Genomic DNA, 20,819 nt, shown 5'->3' with positions numbered 1-20,819 from the left:
ATCACGAATAAGGATTCCGCTGTGGACGAACAACAAAACAGGCGTGCCCCACTCAGCAGTGACGACATTGAGCGGATTTCTGCTGCTGTCGCCGCGAAAATCAGATCCGAGGGTTTTCATATTGATGAGGAAACCCACTACAACCAGCACAAAGAGCTTGAAAAGTTTCTCGACGCCTTTAACGGCGCGCGCAATGGGCTCGTTAAGTGCTTTCTTGGCCTGATCGGCGTGGGCGCCCTGGTGCTCGCCGCAATTGGTGTATCTCATTCCGGACTTCCCAAGTAATTCATGGCTCTTGATGTCGATTGGCTAGAAGTTAGGCGGCTATGGTCGCTTAACCTCATGAATAACTCAGAGCTGGCAAGGAAGTTCGGCATGGGGGAGTCGACGTTGCGCACACGGATCAAGCGTGAAGGATGGCAGCGCGACTTGAGCGAAAGTGTTAGGCTGGAGCGCGAAGATATCATGCGCCGGCAGTTGGTAAAAGATGCCGAGGAAAGCGGCCTGATAACCGCAGAAGCCGGTCTCCAATCGCGCGTTCTGGTTCAAGAGCGCGAAGAGATCGATCGGCTATGCGATGCCGCCAGGGATGCCGAGGACGAGCTGATCAAGCTCCTGCAGGAATACCGGGTAACCACCAATAAAGACCGGCTGCTCGAATTGGACAAGGCCTCTGGCGTACTCAAAAAAGTTGTGGAGTCGCGCAAGATTCTGATCGACATGCGTCGGCGCAATTATGGCATCAATGACAATGCCAACGGGGACGCAAATAAACAGAAAGAGGTTGTTATTGCACCAACCACCGATTACCTAAACTCGCTGGTTTCTCGTTTGAATGCTGCTGGATAGACGCAAAGATTATTATGAACTGCTCGCGGACATCAATTCGAACTCTACCGAAGAGCAGAAAACGTCTTTAATGCGTGACCTGTGTAAAGGCGATCTTTTCTTTTTACTGGTGTACGGATTGGGACGATTGGACGCCGATAAGGATTGGTTGTTTGATAGGTGTAGAGAGGTTCAGGCAGAACCTGATGGCATGCTTGATCTATGGGCGCGAGAGCATTATAAATCGACCGTTATTACCTACGCTTTGACCATTCAGGACATTCTGAATAACCCGGAAATCACTATAGGGATATTTAGTCATACAAGACCAATTGCGAAAGGATTTTTGCGACAGATAAAACGCGAGTTCGAACTGAACGAGCAGATGCGGCATTGGTTCTCAGACATCTTGTATGAGAACCCGGCCAGGCAGGCTATCAAGTGGAGCGAGGATGACGGAATTATCGTTAAGCGGTCTACAAACCCGAAAGAATCAACCATTGAGGCATGGGGAGTTGTTGATGGACAACCAACTGGGAAGCACTTTTCGCTGCTGATCTATGACGATATTGTTACGCGCGAGAGTGTGACGACTCCTGAGATGATCGAAAAGACTACCGACGCACTTGCGCTCTCATACAACCTTGGTGCCCACGGAGGAAAACGCCGGTTTATCGGGACTCGGTACCACTTTGCTGACACATATCGAACGATCATGGATCGCGGGACGGTTACCCCGCGTATTTATCCCGCCACACATGACGGCTCGTTGAGCGGTAGCCCGGTATTTTTGACTCCCGAGCAAAATACCCAGAAGCGTAGAGATATGGGGGTTTATGTTTACTCGTGCCAGATGCTGCAGAACCCAGTTGCTGATTCTTCTCAAGGGTTTAGCAGGGATTGGATACGGTATGTCGAAAGTAGCGTTATCAGTGGTTGTAACTGGTATTTGCTGGTTGATGCAGCGAATAGTAAGCGCAAAGGAAGCGACTATACATCAATGTGGGCAGTTGGCCTTGGAAGTGATGGCAATTATTACGCAATCCCAGAGGTGCGAGACAGGCTAAATCTGACCGAGCGCGCAAGTAGATTGATTGACCTGCATCGAAGATATCAGCCAAAACAGGTTCGCTATGAGCAATACGGAATGCAGGGCGATATTTCATACATCAAGAAGGTACAAGAGGAAATAGGGTATAGGTTCGATATTTACGAAGTATCTGGGCCAACATCAAAAATAGACCGTATCAGACGCCTTGTTCCGTTATTTGAGAGCAACAAGATTTATTTGCCGCAGGAATATCACGTCACAGATTACGAAGGTGTAACGCGCGACAACGTGCATGCTTTTATCGAGGAAGAATATGTTCCGTTTCCGGTACCGCTGCACGATGACATGTTAGATGCTCTGGCGCGAATCACCGAAGAGGAAGGAAGATTGGCTGGCGTTGTATCCGATAAAAAGATTGAATTAAGCCTTGATTGGCCTATTAACCAGAGCAAGCCGATAGACCGTAGCCCTGGCGCATTAAACCGCCGCGGTTGGCGCACAGCGTAATTTTATATTGCCGGGAGGCAATGCATGAACACGATGGAAATAAATTCGGTTGATAATCGCCACGAGATAATTCCGTTCGCCGAAAAGCAACTCGTATCTGCGGTGAGTCATGAAATTTCTGACGACACCAGCGAAACCCTCAGTGTCGAAAAGCTTGAGCAGTGGCTCGATGAAATCCGAAACCAGCCGCGCTGGCGCCTGGTCGCCGATAAGGAATGCGACTATTACGACGGCAATCAGATCGACGCCGAAACTGCGGAAATCATGGAAGAGCGCGGCCAGGCGCCGATCATCGACAACCTGATTCAGCCGACTATCAACGCGGTACTCGGGATGCAAGCCAAGGCCCGCTTCGATACCCGCGTGGCGCCGGAGGCCGGCGAGACGAATACCGAGGTGGCCGAAGCGCTTTCTCTTCGGATGAAGCAGGTCGGTGACTCGGCCCGCTCGGACCGCGCCAAGTCGGACGCCTACGCGGAAATGATCAAAGCGGGCGTATCATGGGTTGAGGTGGCGCGTAATTCTGACCCCTTCAAGCCGCTCGTTCGTTATAAGCATATTCACCGCCGCGAAATCTACTGGGACTGGCGTTCGCGCGAGCCCGATTTATCCGATGCGCGTTACCTGGTCCGTCGCAAATGGATGGACGAGGATATGCTGCTGACGGTCTTCCCAGAGCACAAAGAATTCATCAAGTCGGCGTTGTCCGGCCGGGCGAACTGGGATCTGGAATTGACCGGCATGAACCTGATGACGCGCGGCATCGATACCGACATTTCTACCGGGTTTACCACGTCGATCGAGCAGTACGAGTGGATGAACACGACACGGAAGCGGCTCTGCGTTTACGAGGTCTGGTACCGGGTTCATGTGCGCGGCCAAGTGGTCAAGTTGCCGAACGGTCGCGTGATTGAGTACAACGAGAACGACCCACAGCACCAACAGGCATTTTTTGCCGGGATGATTAAGCCGATGCCGGCGGCGTTCGATCGCGTCCGCGTGGCCTTCTGGATTGGCCCAAAGCTGGTTTCCGATCAACCCAGTCCGTACCGGCATCGCCACTTTCCGTATGTGCCGTTCTTCGCGGCGCGCGAGGATCGTACCGGGGCGCCGTATGGGCTGATCCGGGCCATGATGTCGCCGCAGGACGAGATCAACGCGCGGAAGTCGAAAATGATGTGGCTGCTCTCCGCGCGGCGCGTGAAGGCGACGGATGAGGCGGTTAAGGATCATAACGAGGCGATGGAGGAGGTCGCCCGCCCGGATGCGTACATTGTCGTCTCGAATAAGCCGGGCGAGTCTTTCGAGGTCGAAGAGAACGGCCCGATGGCCGCCCAGCAGTTTCAGGTCATGCAGGAGGCCAAGGAATCCATTCAAACGAACGTCGGCGTCCACAATGCGACACTCGGGCGCGAGTCCGGCGCGACTTCCGGTCTTGCGATCAATTCGCTGGTCGAACAGGACTCGATCACGCTGGCCGAGGTCAACGACAATTTCAATATGTCATCCAGACTGGCCGATGAGTTGCTGTTATCGCTGATCATTGAGGACTTGAGCGATACCGACGACGAACGTGTCGTGGTTGAGGACGACGGCGGCAAAAAACGGGAAATCATCCTGAATCAGAAAACCGCCGATCCAGCAACCGGCATGCCGGTAATTCTGAACGACGTCACTAAGGTCAACGTATCCGTGGTGCTCGCCGATACGCCGAACACGCCGACTTTCCGTAACCAACAGTTGAACCAGATGTCGGACCTGGTGAAGACGTTGCCGCCGAACGTTCAGGCGATGTTGATGCCGTTCTTGATCGAAGCCACCGATCTGCCAAAACGGAAAGAGATGTCCGCGCTGATCCGCAAAGGCCTCGGCCTGGGCGATGACGGTGGAGATGATCCGGAAAAGGCGCAAATGCAGGCCGAGATCGAGCAGCTCAAGCAGCAACTCGCCATGAAAAATCCGCCCGAGGTCGTGGCCGCGCAGGTTCAGAAACTTATGGCCGAGGCCGAGGCAACGCTGTCCAAGTCGGTCGAAAGCAAAATCACGTCTCTTTATTCCGCCCTTCAGGCCGCGCAAGCGGTCGCGGCCAATGGCCAAATTGTGCCGATTGCCGACCAGCTTGCCAAAAGCGCGGGTTTCGTCGACCAGGACGGTGGCGAATTGGCGAGCGTTCCGCAGGGAGCGCAACCAGGCGTGCCGATCGACGCGACCGCACAGACCGACCCGCTATCACCTGATGTCCCAACTTCACCGGCGATCGGTGTGGCCGGCGGCATCGAAACCCAACACGAGGATTTATAAATGGACAAACCCATATTACCGCTCGTAGAACACCAAGACAGCGATCTGGTCGAGTTCTATGTCACAACAAAGGTCGACGACGAAAAAGGCTCGATCATTCAGGAAACGGTTCAGCTACGCGGCAGAGAGATTATCAACTCGATCGAGAAGGTAATCAAGACCCAAGACGCTGGCGTGAGAGAGGCGCTCATCGAGCTTGGTTGGACTCCGCCGGCGGAAGGCGTAACCAAGGCCCCGTGGGAGGATAAGGAAGATCCATTGGGCAGGTGACTGGACAGGCTTTTTAGCTTCAATTTGTGAATAATTTGAACAATAATTAGTAAAATGTGATAATAAATCACAATAACTGATAACATCAGTTCGAACCATTGCAGCCCGCAAGCGATATTGCGGGGAATTTTTTCGTAAGGCCGGCGATAAGGCCATCATGCCGGGAGGCAGAATGAGTGATTTAGCGAGTTATGTGGAATCTGGCGAGTTGCCGCCGAACGATCCGGAGATTCTGGCGAAGTTGTATCAAGAAGTAATAGCCGGTGAATCGGAAGAAAGTTCGATTACCGAACAGGACGAAGCCGGTAAAACGGCAAGCGCGGCGTCCGGCGCAGGTACTCAAGCATCGACCGAAGCGGGTGAGTCGAAAACACCTGAAAAAGAACCTGACGGCATTCTGGCCAAAGACGGTAAACACGTTATCAGTTACGACGTGTTGAAGTCGGAACGGCAGGCCCGGCAGGAAGCACACCAAAGATTGCGGGAAATGGAAGCCGAGATTGAGCGGCTTAAGAATCCTGGAAACGCTCAGCCGGCATCGTTGGCTTTCAAGACGATGACCGAAGAGCAGATTCAGGAATTGAAGGACTACTTCCCTGAACAGTACGAGGCGATTGCCTCGCAGCAAGCCGCAATGATGGCGGTCAGTCAAAAGCTGAGCTTGTTCGAACAGGATGAGCAAAAACGTGTTGCCGAAGAGCAGCAAAAAGTCGCGCTCACTGTTCAGGAGGAGATCGACAACAACCCGATCTTGAGCCATTGGCAGCAGAACCGCCCGGAAATCTGGGCGGAATGCGTCGAAATGGACAACCGGTTACGGGCCAATCCAGCAACCGCTAATCTCTCAATGACAGAACGGTTTGCGAAGGTTGCTGCGGCAATGTCGCAAATCTACGAAACACCGTTTAAGGCCGAAGCTGAGAAGCAGCAAAGCAGCAACAAAACTGCGCCTGTTGTACCCACTCAGCAGAAGCCGATTATTAATAGCCTCTCGGATATTCCGGGCGGCGAAGCCCCAGAGGCATCGGAACGTCAGCGGCTGGAAGATTCCAGTTCTGCGGAAATCGGCGATCGGTTCATGAAAATGACCGAAGACCAGCGTAACGCCTACCTGAACAGCCTGGGGTAAAAACAAACAGGCGCCGTTACTGTCGGGAGATAGAAGCGGCGCCGCCCTAAACCTCTTATCGTCGTGATGACGAAAGGAAAACACAATGGCTGGTGTCAATATCCCCATTGGTAGCCCGTTAGCCGCTAAGGTTTTCGGTGCTGCTGTTTTTGCTGGTGTGCAGACCGCGCCCGGTTTCATGAACCTCTTATCTGGCGGCGCCCCGCAAATGGGCGATGCTGTCAAAAAACTCAAAGGCCAAACCAGCGCCGACTATCCGATCGTGAAGGTTACCGACCTGAAGCAATCGGCCGGCGATAGAGTTTCGGTCGACTTATTCAACATCTTCCAGGGCAAGCCAATCATGGGTGACCGCCGCCTGGAGGGTCGCGGCATGAACACCACCTCATCGACGCAAGAAGTTTCGATCAACCGTTCGCGCGGGATGGCCGATACCGGCGGGAAAATGACGCAAAAGCGCACCAAGCACAATCTGCGTACCGTCATTACTGCCGGCTTGACCGGTTGGGCGCAACGCCTGGAAGATCAGCGTTGTTTGGTCGCCTTGTCCGGTGCGCGTGGTTCGCAGAATACCGCAGATTGGGTGGTTCCGCTGCAGACCGATACCGAGTTTTCCGAGATTATGGTTAACCCGGTGCAGGCGCCGACCTTCAACCGTCGGTTTTTCGCGATGTACACAGGTACCGGTATTACCCCTCCGACTACTATCGCGAACCTGACCACGAACGGTTATCTCACGTTGTCAGAAGTTGACGCGATCGGCGCAATTTTGAAGGAATCGCAGGTCCCGTTGCAGTCGGTCAAAATCAAGGGCGATGAGTATTCCTGGAATTCACCGATGTGGGTGATGTTCGTGACTGAGCGCCAGTGGGCCATCATGAAAGGCATTGCCGGCTCCAAGTGGGTCAGTGCCGTTCAGCAGGCGGTCAAGCGTTTCGAAGGCCAGCGGCATCCACTGTTCATGGGCGACTCGATTATGTGGAACGGCATTTTGGTCAAGCCGATGAACCGGTACGCGATCCGCTTCAAAGCTGGCGAAGCGGTTTATGAGAACAGTTCGGCGAACGCGGAATCTGCGGTGGCGGCCGGCGTGGATGCAGACCGCGCGATTATTTTGGGTGCTCAGGCGTTGATTAAGGCTTACGGCAACGAGGAATCGAGCGACTACCACTACGCATGGAACGAAGAGCTGGTAGACCACAAGTCAGCCGTCGAAGTCTCTCTGTCGATGATGGAAGGCACTGCGAAGACTCGGTTTACCATCAACGGCGCGCTGACAGATCACGGCGTAGCCGTGGTGGATTCTTACGCGCCAGCGATCGGCACCGCGGCCTTTAACACGGTCATCGCCAACTCAATTGGCAAATCCTAACCCGAATCGGTGTAGCCCGGCTTTATGCCGGGCTATTTCGGTTACTCAGTAGCAGGTAAACAAAATGGCAGATTATTTTCAATTAGGCTCTGACCTACAAAAGCCGCCGTATTCGGGTTGTGACAGCAACGCGGTTAATTACAGCGGCCAACATAAAACCGTCGCGCTGCCGGCAGCCGTAGCGGAGGGCGATACCGTCGAAATCCCTTTGTTCGAAATTCCGGCGGGCGCCAGGATCCACAACCTCAAGTGGGCAATCGAGGCGAATCTTGGCACCAACGCCACGGCAAAACTGGTGCTGAGAAAGAAGAGCAACATCATCAATCCGTCGACCACAATCGCCGGCAACGATGGCGCAAGCTCTGGTACTGCCGCAAGCGCCCCGGATAAGGTCATCCAAGTCAATGGCGCCGATTCTTTTGTGATGGTGACATCGGCGAACAATTCGCAGGCGGTCATTATCCCGGAAACTTTCGAGGGCTTGGCCACGCCGAAAAATGAGCTTCAAGAGCCGTATTATCTCGGCATCAAGATCATTTTCGGCGCAACGCCAACATGGGTGGCGGGTAAGCGGATTTTCGTCGCCGCGTCCGGTGAATTCATCGGCACCCTGTAATTCTCTCCATTCATAACCGGGCAGGCATCCTGCTCGGTTACATGAGGCACTCTCTATGAAAGTTGTGAAATTAAGATTGTTGACCGCGATTTGCGCCAATGTGTGCGTATCCGATCCCAAAGGCCGGTTCGAACCGGTTATTTTCTCTGAAGCAAGCCCGGTCGTGCCGCTGCCGGAAGATCACGCCAGGTTCATCCTGGAAGAGTCGCCGCATGCCCATGTGTTCGAAATCGACGACAGCGAGGACGAGACTAGCGAGCTTGAAGCCGCTCGGGCGCGCTATGAAGAGCTGACCGGCAAGCCTGCCAGTTTGAAGCTGAAGCTACCTGGCTTGTTGCAGCTGATCGAGCAGGCGGAACAGCTCCTAAATAAGGGCAGCGAGTAATAGGTCAATGACGTTCGACGATTGGATCGATGATGTCACCGTAGAATGCCTGGGGGCGCCTGTGCCCCTGGTCATCAAGGCAGTTAGAGAATCCCTGGTGCGGTTTTGCCGGGAATCTACGGCGTATCGGAAGCCTGCCGATTTGAGTTATGCGGGTGGGATTTACGCCCTTGCCGTGCCGAGCGGCACGCAAATTGAAAGCGTCGTGTCACCCATCGTCATACACAACTCGGAAAGCAGCATTGAAGTGCAAGCTGCTTCTTCGGAATGGATGGATAAGCGCTATCCCGGTTGGAGAACAGCAACGCACGATACGAGTGTCAGTTATTTCGTCATGCAATCGCCGAATACGTTCGTGCTGACGCCGGATAATGATGCAGACCGCTCCGGCAGTATCACGGCGTCTCTTGTGCTGCTCCCGACTCGGGACGCGACATCGATCGATAATGAGTTTGGCGAACGCTGGTTTTACGAGGTGTCGGCCGGCGCCAAAGCCGTGTTGATGGCGATGCCGGAAACGCCGTGGTCGAGTCCGGCCGGGGCTCAGTTCAATCTGCTCAAATTCGATGCCGGAGTCGAAGAGGCTAGGCGTTATGCAAAATCCGGGTTTAGGCATCCGCGAATCGCGGATGGAACAGGCCATGTGCGTAGTTATTTTAAATAGGTGAATTATGCCGTCTCTGACTGATGCAAAAACAATTATCGACAAGGCCTCGATCCTGTTGGGCGATGCGTCGCAAACCCGATGGTTCCCGTCTGAGCTGCTCGGCTATCTGAATGATGGGCAAACTGAAATTACCCTGATGGTGCCGAACTGCAACCCGTCCACCGCTCTTATTACACTGGTGGCCGGATCCAAACAGGAGGCCCCGGACGATTCGATTCGGATTAACGGGTTTGTTCGAAACATGGGTGTTGGCGGCAATACACCCGGCCGCATCATCCGCGAAGTGACGCGCGCCTATATGGATGCCTATGTGCCGAACTGGACGTCATCCACGCCTAGCAACGAGGTGATTCATGCAGTCTATGATGCAGAGGACAACAACAAGACGTTCTACGTGTATCCGCCGCAGCCGATTGCGCCGAGCCAGATCGAGATCGTCTACTCCAAGGTGCCTACCCAGGTGAACAATGTTAATTCCGGCACGAAGATTACGATTGCGGACTACTACAGCAACGCGCTGTTGGATTACATTCTATACCGCGCGTTTTCGAAAGATTCGGAGTATGCCAATCAAGCTGAACGTAGCGCGAATCATTACTCGGCGTTCGTCAATGCCGTCGGGGCGAAGTTCAAGGTTGATTCCGCGGTAAGCGACGATACGCGTGACGAAGGCCGTAAAGACTTGCGCCGATGAGTATTAAGCTGGAGCAGTTCGGCGGCATCGCGCCAAAGATAAGTGCTGCGCTGCTGCCTGGCAACATGGCTACGATCGCGAAAAATCTGCGCGTCGATAGTGGTGCGTTGGTGCCATTAAAAGGCACGACTCAGATCGCTACGGTTCCATCCACGTCGAAAAGTATTTATCGTCACGAAACATCTCCGGGCGTATGGGAGTGGCTGTACTGGGATGCTCAAGATGTCAATGTGGTGAGGAATCCTATCGCCAACGACATCTACAACCGTATCTATTATACCGGCGATGGGGCGCCTAAATACGGGTTTACCGATACTGAATCCCTGGTGTTTTCGAAGGGGCTCTTGCTCGGCGTGCCTCGCCCGTCGTATCCGCCCATTTTGAGCACGTCTGCGGCTGCCGGCGCGCCGACATCGGGTACGGTTGCGTCGGCGATCGAATTTACGGCGGGACCGCTCACGTTGACCGGTAGCGCCACGCTTGGCGCCAACAGCGTTACGAAAACGACCGATGCGACGAACGGCCAATGGGATAAGCAAGGCTATTCCGTGCAATCGTATAAATCGGCCTGCGCGTTGCGCTTTACGCTGCCGGTCCGCGCGTACGGCGCGATTGCCGGGCTTGATGGCGATCCGTCGACCAAGGCGACTATGGCGTCGATCGATTTCGGCATTCTGAGCGATAACAAGGGCGTGATTTCGATCTATGAAGCCGGAAAAGTGAAAGGCTCTTACGGAACGCATGCGGATACCGATGTGTTCGAGATCGAGTATCGCGGCGCCCAAATTCTTTATAAGAAGAACGGCGATGTGCTGCGCGAATCGAAGACGCTGATCGAACGGGAATTTTATTTTGATTCGTCGCTGGCAGGGCAGGGTTCGGCCGTCGAAAACATCGAGTTTGGCGCATATTCGGTGCCGGATGTCGATCCGGTATTTAAGGCCGGCGGGGTGACGCTGAACGGCAACGCCGACATTACCGGGAATCGGGCGGAGAAAACCAAAGGCGCGGCGGCGTGGAACCGGCAAGCTTATACGCTGGAAAACTACACGGATGGATGTCTGGTCAAGTTTCAGTTCGGCTCGACGAAAGGCGCGGCCGGCGGCCTGAACGGTCCGCCATTAACGGCGAGCGGTTACGGCAATATCGATTACGCAATTGTCGGTAACGAAAGCGGCAATATCAAGATCTACGAGTCTGGCGTCGATCGAGGCGCATTCGGCACTTATGCGGCCGGCGACCGGTTCGAGGTCGAGTACGCCGGTACATCGGTGATCTATCGCAAAAACGGTATCGTGATGCGCACTGTGGCTACGACGGCCGGGCGGACGTTTTATTTCGATTCGTCGTTGCGCGCGAAAGGATCGATCATCCAGGCGATCGAGTTCGGCACCATTTTGAAAGACGAGGCGATTGTCGAGGCGTTCGTCGAAGAAGCGACCGAAAAAGAGCGGTACTACGTGTTTACCTACGTAACGCCACTTGGCGAGGAAGGCCCCCCATCGCCGCCCGCGCTGATTAAAGTGAACGACCTGCAGGATGTGGCGCTGGCGTTCGTGGGCGAGCCCTTGTCAGGTTATAACCTGGGCGCGGGCGCCCGGCGCCGGGTGTATCGAACCGCGCAAGGCACGACCGATACGACCTATTTGTATGTCGGCGAAGCGCCAATCGAAGATTTGACGATGCAGGATAATCTGCTCGATGTTTCCCTGGGCGAGATTCTGCCATCGACCACATGGTTTCCTCCACCGGCCGATTTGGCTGGCATCATGGTAACGCCGAACGGGTTTTTGGTAGGGTTCTCTGGGAATGCCGTGTGCGCGAGTGAAATCGGTTTCCCGCATGCGTTCAATCCGCTCAATCAGTTGTCATTTTCCAAGCCGATCACCGGCATGGCAATCACCGGCGATTCGATTATCGTGCTGACCGAAGACGCTCCGTATCTGGTAACCGGTCAGCGGCCCGAAGAACTGAGCGCGGTATTGATCGATCATCCGCAAACGTGTGCCAATCGGGCCAGCATCGTCAATATGGGCGGCTATGTGATGATGGCGTCTCCGGACGGCCTGCTGTCGGTCACGGCCAACGATATGGCTGTGGCATCGCAGCAGTTCTTTACGCGCGATCAATGGCAAGCGTATTCGCCGAGCACGATGCGCGGATTCTTTTATGAGGGCATCTATATCGGTTTCTCGGATACCCAGGCGTTCATGTTCGACATGCGCGATGAGCAAACGGTATTGACGGAGTTGGAGGGCTTCAACTTTATCGCTGGGTACCGGGACAATCAATCCGACACGCTGTTCTTGCTGGATGCGAACGGTAATATCAAGTCCTGGGAAACCGGTTCCCCATCTTCGATGACCTGGAAGAGCAAGCCGCAGCGCGTGCCGGTACCGATGTGCCCGGCGGCGATTCGGGTGTTTGCGTCGGGTCCGGTGACATTCAACCTATGGGCAGATGGCATCAATGTCGTCACCAATATGCTGATCAGCGGCAACAGCGCGGCCCGTCTACCGGCCGGGTACAAAGCTATCGAATTTCAGCTACAGATAACCGGGTCTTCGTCGGTCGATTCAGTCACCATTGCCAATAGCATGAAGGAATTGGCATGAGCCGTAAAATCCCCAGCGTGCCAGCCGGATTGGAGCCGCAGCTACGCAATTTTCTATCTGCCGTGCGCGAAGCGATCAATGGGGGAACGGGGTCTTCGGCCGGCGGCGGCGTCAAAACAGTGGTCGTCGACAATGGCGCTCGCCAGCCTTCGCAGCCTGGCGGTTTGCCGTTATCGTCAGCCGCGAATCCGGCATACGAGATACAGTTCAAATCCAAGGCATTTTGGGATGATATCGGCAAGCTGGCTACGGCGGCCGATACCTACACCTATACCGGGTTATTGTTCAAGCCCAACGATCCGGAGGCCAATAAGATAACCTGGTCGGAAGGGACGGCCACGAAGAACGGCCTACAAACCTGGGTGATCGCCGCGGAAACGGCCGGCGTTGAATGGGTGGAAGGCGTTCTGTATATCTACTACGTTCCCGGGCAAGATGTCCTGTCGACGGCGACTTCGCTGTTGGCGGCGATCGAGGCGGGCGGCCGAATTATTGCGACGTACCGAGGCGGCACCGATCTGACGACGGATTCAGGCCGCGCGTTTATCGATGGCGACACTATTCTGGCCGGCACCATCGGCGCCAATCAATTGGTGGTCGATACCGCCGTGATTACTACGGGCGCGCAGATTGCCAATGCGATTATCACCAATGCGCATATCGGCGAACTCACAATTGATTATGGGCAGATTACCGACACCTTGCAGTCGTCGAATTACAGTTTTGACGATCATACCGGATGGCGGCTGAATAAGGATGGCGGGATTGTGGCGCACGATATCGCGATCTTCGATAGTTCGGGTCACGTCGTATTGCAAGCCGGGAGCCCGATCGATTTTGCCAATTTAGGCGGGGCTACCAAACCGGAAAATAACGCCACGGTGGGGGCTCCGGCGGGAACGTTGGTGGCCGGCGTGTCCGCCTTGACGATCGCTACGGCCTCCACCAATTTCAATGCGTCAAACGACCGCAACAACGCCGCGATTACGGCCCCGACCATCGTCGCAACCGGGGAGGCCGTTGATCACGCGCTACAAGGCAACGGCTCTGCCGACATCAGCTTTGAGTGGAGTTGGAGCGGCAATGAGGGTGACATTGACGGCTTTCAGGTTTTCGTTTACCAATCGATTTCGAGTACCGCCTACACCTTTGGGACCTCTCCGAAAGATGAAACCGTCTACGAAATTCCCGCTTCCAAGCGGGCTTTCATTCTGTTTGGCGTGGTGCCCAATCTTTACTACACGTTCGGGGTTCGTGCTTATCGTTCGGTAGATAAGGATATTGCGGCATCCGGGGTAATTCTGTCATCGCTGGTGAAGCCTTCACTGGCTGCGGAAAATCCCTATCTGCCGAGCGCGAACATTGCCTTTGACGGCAATGTCACCGGCACTATTAACGGCATCCCCGCCGCGAACGTCAATGTTTGGTCATCGATTAGCGGGGCCGGTAAACCTGCGGATGGCGCTACAGTGGGGGCGCCAAGCGGCACCTTAGTGGGTGGCGTGTCCGCAGACACTGTTGTCACCAATGCCGGAAACGGAAATGCTGCCTTTACCGGGACAGCCAATTACCGGAGCGCGGGAGCTCCCACCAACAACCCGACACCTTCCGGGCTTACGATCACCACCAACAGCAACGGCACTGTCAATATCAGGCTGGACTGGTCCGCCTATGCGCAAGGCGCAAAGCAGGCGGATATGTTGATGGTGTTCTGGCGGAAAGACGGGGCCGCCCCGACAATCAACGACTCCACGGTCACCGTCAACGTCAACACGGTGTCAGGTAGTTACTATATTTTGGAGGGCGTCAATCCTGCGGACACCTACAGCTTTGGTATTGCGGCTGCGCGTCGGACAGAAAGTGGGTTGGAAATTGGATCAATTCAAGCTCCGACAAGTGGCCCGGATTGGCGGGGAGTGACTGGCGGAACGCCAAACTACACCGCCAACATCAACGGCATGGCCGCCGCATCGCTGGTAGCGGCCGCGCAAAACTACCTCACATCGAACGACCTGAAGAGCACTACGCCGGCCACGCCGACATTCGGGGCACTTGCTGGGGTTCTGGACTACACGACCAATACCAACGGCAGCATCGATATTTCTTTCGAGTGGTTGTTTACGGCTTATAACGGCAGTAACGGCGACGACAAGGACATCGATGGGTTTTTCGTGTATGTGCACAATAACGGCGCTTCTGCTCCCGGAAGTGCCGTTGATCTTTCCGCTCAGCAGGTGCAGCTGTTCAATGTAGACGCCTCGAAACGCGCGATTGTGCTGACTGGCATGTCTCCCGACAGTTATTACACTTTCGGGGTGCAGGCGTATCGCGTGGTAGACACGTCAGTCAGTCCGACCGGACTGAAGGTGAGCGCGATTGCAAAGCCTGCAACCACAACCACTGGCGAGTTCACCGTAGGCGCCTGGAGAGCATCCAGTTCCGTGGCGTTTGCCGGGGATATTACGGGCACGATCAATGGGACGGCGGCCACAACGGTGGTTGCCAACGCCTCTAGCGGCAGCACTGCTTATGCGGGCACGGCCAATTACCGAAATAATTCCGCGCCAACCAACAATGCGGCATTCGGCACTATTACGCAGTCGCAGACCGTCGACGGCAACGTTGTGGTGGAAGTCCCCTACACCTATGCGCAAGGCGCGGTGCCGGCCGATCAGTTGTTCATCTTCTACCGGGAAGGCGGAGGCACCGTGCTGGCGTCCGATCCCTCGATGGCAACCAATGCGGTTTCGGGCAGTGTCAAATTCGTGCTGAAGCCAGGCACCACCTATCGTTTCGCGTTGCAGGCGGTGCGTCGGACAGAGAATGGCTTGACCGGGACGGCGTTGCTTCAGGGGAGCAATATGACGACCTCCGCCAGCAACTTCACCGGCAACATCAACAGCGTGGCCGCCTCAGTCCTGACAACGGCTGTAACCAATTTCAACGCCGCGAATGATCGGAACGGGGCGGCAATTACCGCACCGACGATTCCTACTGACGGAACCGCTGTCGATCACACAATTAATACCGATAGTTCGGCCGATATCAGCTTTGAGTGGAGTTGGAGCGGCAATGAGGGTGACATTGACGGCTTTCGCGTTTATCTCTACCAGTCAACGAGCAGCTCCAGCTACGCCTTTGGCACTACCCCGGCAGCAGAAACAGTCTATGAAGTCCCTGCCTCCAAACGAGCGTTTATTCTTTTCGGAACAGCAGCGAATAGATACTACACGTTTGGGGTTCAGGCGTATCGTTCGGTGGACAAGGACATTGCGGCGTCTGGGGTGATTCTATCCACTCTAGTAAAGGTTTCCAGGTCCGAAGAAAATCCGTATCGGCCAGAATCAAACATCGCCTTTAATGGCAATGTTACGGGGACTATCAATAACATCCCTGCCGCAAACGTTAATGTTTGGTCGGCGATCAGCGGAACAGGTAAGCCAGCAGACAATGCAACGGTCGGAGCGGACTGGGGCGTCAATGTCTCCAACAAACCGACTTCGCTGGCTCAGATCAATGCAGTCGAAGGGGCGAAACTTTCTGGAATTACCGCCAATGCAACCCAGAACACTATCTGGTATGGCCCAGGAGTCCCAAGTTCTGGCAGTGGGATCAATGGGGATTTTTATATCGATACAGATACAGGGATAACTTACAGTAAATCTGGCGGGGCATGGAGGCGTGCTATTCCTCAGTTTACATCAGCCAATATTTCTACCTTTATTGCTAATACCGCAATTGGATCGGCTCAAATCGGAAATGCGGCTATTCAGACGGCGCATATTGGAAATGCCCAAGTAGATACTTTGCAGGTGAAAGGCGGAGCGATTACGGCACCAGAAGCAGTCAATAATGAAACTGTTTACAACTTTACTTCGATAAACGGAGCCAATGGAGCAGTCACAAGTTACTCTAGTCTTATATCTCTAACTCCTGTTACTGTTGACGTTGAAGTAACCCGTATAATTCAGATGGAAATTAGTTTTGCTATTGGGTCTGCTTCTCATGGAGATATACGCATAGACTTGATGCGCAATGGAACTTATATCGACGGATACATAGCTAGTGTAGATGCGTCTCTAATAGAAGGTGCTGGAGTTACCAATCACGTTTGCACTTTCACCAATGTAACAGCAGCCGGAGCCTCGGTAACATATTCTCTAAGAATCCGATTGGTTAATGGAAATGCTGCGGGGGTAAAATGGAGTAACTCTAATCCGCCAAGTTTATTCCGTAGATATATTCAATGCTTAACAGGTAAACGCTAATGAACGCCAACTTAACATTTTACTTGCCGGAAACTGGAGAAATTCAAGCTGTCTACTCCGGCCAAAACCCAGAAGGACAGAAAGCCATATTCTCGGAATACGCCTGGATCGAGGGGCATTATGACCATCGAACAACCTATATTTCCGCAGGAGAGCCCATGACTCGACCAACGCAAGTTACTGAAATAGACAAGACCGAACTGATCGCGGACGGCGTAGATGCCGTCACCCTTTCCGGCGCCCCGGCCGATGCCGTGTTTACCGCCAGAAGTTTTGAAACCGGCGAAAGTATCAGCGGAACACTATCCGATCCTGATACCTTTTCAACTGTCGTGCCGGGTTTGTGGAAACTTAAAATCGAGAAATTCCCTTATCTTTCCTGGGAGGTGGTCGTCAATGCCGTTTGAAGTCACCCGGCCCATTGAACAACTGAAAGCCGAAGCAGTCGCCCGCGTGAATGCGCAGGCCGGGCAGATTATTCTGGCCCGTTTGCCTCAGTGGAAGCAGTCCAACCTGACCGCCCGAGCAGTGGAACTACAGAGCATCGGCCCCGCTCAGTGGGGGGTTGACGAGCAGGCGGAGTGGGATTATATCCAGAGCGAATGGGACTGGGTTAAATCGATCCGCGCCGAGTCGAATGCGGCGGTCGAGGCGATCAATGCTGCAAATCATATGGCGGAAATCAGAGCAATAGAGGCAGAGGCATTTGCATGAATTGCCGCTTCGAACTGGTCGATATTCGCCTGGTCTGGGACCGGATAAAAGCTGATGTGGACGCATTAAAGGCGGAGTATAATCTGGACTGGCGGTCCGAGGATGTCTACGCGCAATGCCTGATGGGCCGGGCGTTTTGCTACGTGTGTCCGGACGGTTTCGTGATCGTTAAGCCGCAGGAAAACCCGTTCACGCTGGCCAAGGAGTTGTTCGTGTGGATCTGTGTCGGGCGTGGCGGCGATGACCTGAACGAATACTATCCGGACATCTGCGCTATTGCAAAAGACATCTACGCCACGGCAATCATCTTTGAATCGCCGCGCCCTGGATTCCGCCGTCTGGCCGAGCGTAATCATTGGCCGGGAATGACCGCCTATCGATTGCCGGTCGTTTGATTTTCCTCTGACTGTCGTGATGACAGGAGTTCAAGCATGTCTATTATTCGATTCTGGCTGTTCTGGCTTTTACCGCCCAAGTTTTATGGCGGGGGCGGGGGCGGCCAAACCCCGCAAGTCAATCCCGAAGAACAAATGATGGCCGGGATCTCAAAGGCCAAGTGGGAAGACTACAAGAAGCGTTATATCCCGCTCGAAAACCAGTGGATCAAGCAGGTGCAGGGCCTGGACAACCCGATGTACCACAATCAGGCGTCGTCGCTGGCTTCGAATGAAGCCAAGATGCAATACGGACCACAGACGCAGGGCCTGGCCGATTCGATGGTCGGCGGGCGCGTCGGTCAAGCGGATTATCTGGATCAGGCCAAGACCATTTCACAAGCCAGAAACAAGGCAAATCTGGGCGTAACCGACCGGTATCTGCAGGGTTTGGAAGGCGTCATTGCGATGGGGCAGGGCCAATCGGTGCAGTCCTTGCAGGGCTTGAGCGACGTAGCGAACAACTCGGTGCAAGGCCAGATCAACAGCGGAAAGAGTAAGTTCGATAATGACCAGGGCAACGCCAATATGTGGGGCACGTTCACCGGCATGGCGACGGCGGCCACGGCCAACAGTTCAAGCAAAAACAAGACTTAAGGGGGAATCATGGGCGGAGGCGGCAGTACGCCGGAATCATTCGACCGGGATGCGTCGAATAAGCGCGCATTTTTAGTGCGCGACCAGTGGCGCGATTACAAGCAGCGGTTTCAACCGATCGAGGATCAGATTATCAAGGATATGGGCTCGGGCATTCATACCCGGTTTAACCAGGAAGGCATCGATACGGCTCGCAAGGCGGTCGATACGGCCTATGCCGGCGCACAGTCGATGGAGAACCGGGACCGTGAGCGTATGGGCATGGGGCTGAGCGATGCGCAGAAATCGGCTCAGTCGACGCAGTTCGACACGCAGAAATCGGCCTCGTCGGCCAATGCGGTCAATACCGCGAACCAGTGGGACATTGATCGGCGTAACGCGGTAATCAGCGGCGGGTTGGGTAATGCTTCAACGTTGGGTAGGGGGTAAGGTATGAGCATTTTGAATACCGGGCGTCAGCAACTGGCGCAGGCGGACGCGCTGAACAAGCAGTCGACCAATCTCCGTAATGAGTTGGCGGCCAGCAATGCCGGGCTGGAAATGGCCGAGCGTAACAACAAGCAGAGCATGCGCGGAAATGCGTTGGGCGGTATGGCATCGATGGCAATTGCAGATGGCGGAAAGTCGCTTGGGTTTGGTCTTTCAAATGCCGCGCCGGTTGGTCAGAGTTTGGCGAATGCCGAGGCAATGGGCGGTAGTGGGTTGCATGTAGCAGAGAACGCAGGTGTCCAACTGTCTTCGACGGGCACGGGTGCAGCAACAGGAACAGCTGCCGGAACAGTAGGTACAACAACTGGTGCAGCAACCACCGGAGCGGCCACAACAGGAGCCGCTACAGGGACGGGCGCAGCGGTAGCGGGTGCTGAAACTACTGGCTCACTTGGCGCTGCAGTGACTTCCGGTGCTGGGGCGCTTGGGAGTGGAGCTGGTGCAGGTGCATCAGCGGCAGCAGCGGGCGGCGCGCTGGCCTCGGCAGGTTCCGCCGCGTTGGCCGCCATCCCTTACATCGGTTGGGCGGCTGCTATCGGCTCAATGGCTTACAGCCTATTCAGTTAAGGAGGCAGCATGACAGGTTTTTCGGATGGGTTTGCGCAGGGATTCGGGTTGGTCGATGCGGCGCTTCAGCGGCGCCGAGCAAACGATAATTACGAGCAGAGAATGGCGACCGATGACGCAAGGTATCAGGACGAACTGTCTCGTCGACAAATGCTCGATCAGCGCGAACAGGACCGTTATAACAACGAACTGGCAGCGCAACAGCGGTCCGCACAATTAGAGCAGGAAAAATACCGCCATCAGCTTGTAAAAGATAATCGAGAACTCGGATTGAAAGAGGCGGACCAGTTTAGCAATAACGCCTACCGGCAAGCACAGCTTGAAAACCAGAATAAGCAGCTTGGTATTCAGAAAATACAGGCGCGTTCGGCGGTCAACGAAAATCTGGCGCAAACCGAAAAGGTACGACTCGAAACCCAATGGGCGAAAGAGCAGAAAAGCCGGCAGGATGCCATGATGCGGGTGCAAGCCAATCTGATCAGGCAGGACCCCAATACCGGCTTAACTTCAATCCACTTAACCAAGGGGAACGAACTGAATGACTTGAACGATATTCAGACGGCGCTCGGCGTCAATGTCGGGCGGATTGCTGGCGACCTTCAATCATTCAGTCGGAATGTGACAAATATTAAATCCGCGATAGCCGACCCGCGATACTTCCAGCAGAACAAGCAGGCAGTCCTGCAATCGTTTAATGATCTGGAGGCGACCGACATCAATAAAGGACTTGGACCGTATGACGGCGACAATCCGGATTTGAAAGGCGGCGAGGTCGTCAAGAAGGAAATATCCGATGTTTACCCTTCGCCGGATGGGAAAGGGTTTGTGTTCAATGTGAGAACGATCGTGAATAAGGGCGGGAAGGAATTCGTTGACGAGGGACCGATGACGCAATACCGCTCATCGAGCCCGGCAGACAATCAAATTCGCGTGATCGGGATTCCGGAAATTATTCGGCGGATCGACGGTTACGATGCCATTGGCCAAGTCCTACAGGCAAACCCGGATTTCGCGGCAGCAGTCACTCAGGTAATAAACAAGAACAGTAAGGAAAAAGGCGATTATCAGCCAGTCATCGAGGAAAATTACAATCCTGAAACGATGGTCAGCGAGAAGCGCGTTACCGGGGCTTTCAACAAAAATACCGGGGAGGTTACCCGGTCGTCAGGGGGGCGGCAGCCTGCAAAGCCCGATCCTGATGAGCAGCGGCGCAAGGCGGAATATGTCTTGAATAACCGAAGTCAATTCAAGGACAGGCCGGACATTATTCAGGCCGCCGAGAAGGCCCTGCAAGGGCAGTAGTGATCTACAATAA

20 protein-coding genes are annotated in these 20,819 nt (G+C 54.5%); all 20 read left to right on the top strand.

Features of this window, described 5'->3' with window-relative positions:
* Nucleotides 1–21 precede the first annotated feature (21 nt).
* The 20 genes from CC94_RS23350 (at nt 22) to CC94_RS0119110 (ending at nt 20,806) form a co-directional block, all read left to right on the top strand.
* Entirely contained in the window at nt 22–285 is a 264-nt protein-coding gene (locus CC94_RS23350) for a hypothetical protein (RefSeq protein WP_157203485.1), read from the top strand.
* Nucleotides 286–342: 57 nt separating this feature from the next.
* Entirely contained in the window at nt 343–849 is a 507-nt protein-coding gene (locus CC94_RS0119200; protein WP_169740980.1) for a hypothetical protein, read from the top strand.
* Nucleotides 836–2,386, top strand: coding sequence for a hypothetical protein (locus tag CC94_RS0119195; RefSeq protein ID WP_157203484.1), 1,551 nt, complete (start codon nt 836–838; stop codon nt 2,384–2,386). The genes CC94_RS0119200 and CC94_RS0119195 overlap by 14 nt, the downstream gene beginning before the upstream one ends.
* Before the next feature lie 102 nt (nt 2,387–2,488).
* Complete coding sequence (locus CC94_RS22605; RefSeq protein ID WP_157203483.1) at nt 2,489–4,687, top strand: portal protein; 2,199 nt, start codon at nt 2,489–2,491, stop codon at nt 4,685–4,687.
* A complete protein-coding gene (locus CC94_RS0119185; protein ID WP_031431843.1) occupies nt 4,688–4,957 on the top strand; it encodes a hypothetical protein in 270 nt (89 codons plus the stop codon).
* Between the two features lie 172 nt (nt 4,958–5,129).
* Nucleotides 5,130–6,086: a hypothetical protein gene (locus CC94_RS0119180; RefSeq protein WP_031431842.1), complete on the top strand. Its 957-nt coding sequence runs from the start codon at nt 5,130–5,132 to the stop codon at nt 6,084–6,086.
* Between the two features lie 85 nt (nt 6,087–6,171).
* Nucleotides 6,172–7,458 carry a N4-gp56 family major capsid protein gene (locus CC94_RS0119175; RefSeq protein ID WP_084675396.1) on the top strand — a complete coding sequence of 429 codons (1,287 nt, stop codon included), beginning with the start codon at nt 6,172–6,174 and terminating at the stop codon, nt 7,456–7,458.
* Nucleotides 7,459–7,522: 64 nt separating this feature from the next.
* On the top strand, nt 7,523–8,074 hold the full coding sequence (locus CC94_RS0119170; RefSeq protein ID WP_031431840.1) for a hypothetical protein: 552 nt from the start codon (nt 7,523–7,525) through the stop codon (nt 8,072–8,074).
* Between the two features lie 55 nt (nt 8,075–8,129).
* The gene (locus CC94_RS0119165) at nt 8,130–8,459 is read left to right on the top strand and encodes a hypothetical protein (protein ID WP_031431839.1); all 330 of its coding nucleotides are present in this window, start codon (nt 8,130–8,132) and stop codon (nt 8,457–8,459) included.
* A gap of 7 nt (nt 8,460–8,466) precedes the next feature.
* On the top strand, nt 8,467–9,123 hold the full coding sequence (locus tag CC94_RS0119160; RefSeq protein WP_031431838.1) for a hypothetical protein: 657 nt from the start codon (nt 8,467–8,469) through the stop codon (nt 9,121–9,123).
* A 7-nt stretch (nt 9,124–9,130) separates the two neighbouring features.
* On the top strand, nt 9,131–9,820 hold the full coding sequence (locus CC94_RS0119155; RefSeq protein ID WP_031431837.1) for a phage adaptor protein: 690 nt from the start codon (nt 9,131–9,133) through the stop codon (nt 9,818–9,820).
* Nucleotides 9,817–12,435, top strand: coding sequence for a hypothetical protein (locus CC94_RS0119150; protein ID WP_031431836.1), 2,619 nt, complete (start codon nt 9,817–9,819; stop codon nt 12,433–12,435). The genes CC94_RS0119155 and CC94_RS0119150 overlap by 4 nt, the downstream gene beginning before the upstream one ends.
* Nucleotides 12,432–16,703, top strand: coding sequence for a beta strand repeat-containing protein (locus CC94_RS21870; protein ID WP_036304148.1), 4,272 nt, complete (start codon nt 12,432–12,434; stop codon nt 16,701–16,703). The genes CC94_RS0119150 and CC94_RS21870 overlap by 4 nt, the downstream gene beginning before the upstream one ends.
* Nucleotides 16,703–17,110, top strand: a complete 408-nt coding sequence (locus tag CC94_RS0119140; protein ID WP_031431835.1) for a hypothetical protein — start codon at nt 16,703–16,705, stop codon at nt 17,108–17,110. The genes CC94_RS21870 and CC94_RS0119140 overlap by 1 nt, the downstream gene beginning before the upstream one ends.
* Entirely contained in the window at nt 17,100–17,417 is a 318-nt protein-coding gene (locus CC94_RS0119135) for a hypothetical protein (RefSeq protein ID WP_031431834.1), read from the top strand. Before CC94_RS0119140 ends, CC94_RS0119135 begins: the two co-directional genes overlap by 11 nt.
* Nucleotides 17,414–17,812, top strand: a complete 399-nt coding sequence (locus CC94_RS0119130) for a hypothetical protein (RefSeq protein ID WP_031431833.1) — start codon at nt 17,414–17,416, stop codon at nt 17,810–17,812. Before CC94_RS0119135 ends, CC94_RS0119130 begins: the two co-directional genes overlap by 4 nt.
* A gap of 36 nt (nt 17,813–17,848) precedes the next feature.
* A complete protein-coding gene (locus tag CC94_RS0119125; RefSeq protein WP_031431832.1) occupies nt 17,849–18,448 on the top strand; it encodes a hypothetical protein in 600 nt (199 codons plus the stop codon).
* 9 nt (nt 18,449–18,457) lie between these two features.
* Nucleotides 18,458–18,877: a hypothetical protein gene (locus CC94_RS0119120; protein WP_031431831.1), complete on the top strand. Its 420-nt coding sequence runs from the start codon at nt 18,458–18,460 to the stop codon at nt 18,875–18,877.
* A 3-nt stretch (nt 18,878–18,880) separates the two neighbouring features.
* Nucleotides 18,881–19,504, top strand: a complete 624-nt coding sequence (locus CC94_RS22600; RefSeq protein WP_031431830.1) for a hypothetical protein — start codon at nt 18,881–18,883, stop codon at nt 19,502–19,504.
* A 9-nt stretch (nt 19,505–19,513) separates the two neighbouring features.
* Nucleotides 19,514–20,806 carry a DUF3523 domain-containing protein gene (locus CC94_RS0119110; RefSeq protein WP_031431829.1) on the top strand — a complete coding sequence of 431 codons (1,293 nt, stop codon included), beginning with the start codon at nt 19,514–19,516 and terminating at the stop codon, nt 20,804–20,806.
* Nucleotides 20,807–20,819 lie beyond the last annotated feature (13 nt).

This window comes from Methylomicrobium agile, from assembly GCF_000733855.1.
GTDB classification, from domain to species: Bacteria; Pseudomonadota; Gammaproteobacteria; order Methylococcales; family Methylomonadaceae; genus Methylomicrobium; species Methylomicrobium agile.
Note: the sequence above shows the minus strand (reverse complement) of the source record. Positions and strands in the feature narration are given on the sequence as shown.

Excerpts from the sequence above, each read along its gene's own strand:
- CC94_RS0119200 (WP_169740980.1), top strand. The coding sequence starts at position 343 with ATGAATAACTCAGAGCTGGCAAGGAAGTTCGGCATGGGGGAGTCGACG.
- CC94_RS0119195 (WP_157203484.1), top strand. The coding sequence starts at position 836 with ATGCTGCTGGATAGACGCAAAGATTATTATGAACTGCTCGCGGACATC.
- CC94_RS0119185 (WP_031431843.1), top strand. The coding sequence starts at position 4,688 with ATGGACAAACCCATATTACCGCTCGTAGAACACCAAGACAGCGATCTG.
- CC94_RS0119180 (WP_031431842.1), top strand. The coding sequence starts at position 5,130 with ATGAGTGATTTAGCGAGTTATGTGGAATCTGGCGAGTTGCCGCCGAAC.
- CC94_RS0119175 (WP_084675396.1), top strand. The coding sequence starts at position 6,172 with ATGGCTGGTGTCAATATCCCCATTGGTAGCCCGTTAGCCGCTAAGGTT.
- CC94_RS0119170 (WP_031431840.1), top strand. The coding sequence starts at position 7,523 with ATGGCAGATTATTTTCAATTAGGCTCTGACCTACAAAAGCCGCCGTAT.
- CC94_RS0119165 (WP_031431839.1), top strand. The coding sequence starts at position 8,130 with ATGAAAGTTGTGAAATTAAGATTGTTGACCGCGATTTGCGCCAATGTG.
- CC94_RS0119160 (WP_031431838.1), top strand. The coding sequence starts at position 8,467 with ATGACGTTCGACGATTGGATCGATGATGTCACCGTAGAATGCCTGGGG.
- CC94_RS0119155 (WP_031431837.1), top strand. The coding sequence starts at position 9,131 with ATGCCGTCTCTGACTGATGCAAAAACAATTATCGACAAGGCCTCGATC.
- CC94_RS0119150 (WP_031431836.1), top strand. The coding sequence starts at position 9,817 with ATGAGTATTAAGCTGGAGCAGTTCGGCGGCATCGCGCCAAAGATAAGT.
- CC94_RS21870 (WP_036304148.1), top strand. The coding sequence starts at position 12,432 with ATGAGCCGTAAAATCCCCAGCGTGCCAGCCGGATTGGAGCCGCAGCTA.
- CC94_RS0119140 (WP_031431835.1), top strand. The coding sequence starts at position 16,703 with ATGAACGCCAACTTAACATTTTACTTGCCGGAAACTGGAGAAATTCAA.
- CC94_RS0119135 (WP_031431834.1), top strand. The coding sequence starts at position 17,100 with ATGCCGTTTGAAGTCACCCGGCCCATTGAACAACTGAAAGCCGAAGCA.
- CC94_RS0119130 (WP_031431833.1), top strand. The coding sequence starts at position 17,414 with ATGAATTGCCGCTTCGAACTGGTCGATATTCGCCTGGTCTGGGACCGG.
- CC94_RS0119125 (WP_031431832.1), top strand. The coding sequence starts at position 17,849 with ATGTCTATTATTCGATTCTGGCTGTTCTGGCTTTTACCGCCCAAGTTT.
- CC94_RS0119120 (WP_031431831.1), top strand. The coding sequence starts at position 18,458 with ATGGGCGGAGGCGGCAGTACGCCGGAATCATTCGACCGGGATGCGTCG.
- CC94_RS22600 (WP_031431830.1), top strand. The coding sequence starts at position 18,881 with ATGAGCATTTTGAATACCGGGCGTCAGCAACTGGCGCAGGCGGACGCG.
- CC94_RS0119110 (WP_031431829.1), top strand. The coding sequence starts at position 19,514 with ATGACAGGTTTTTCGGATGGGTTTGCGCAGGGATTCGGGTTGGTCGAT.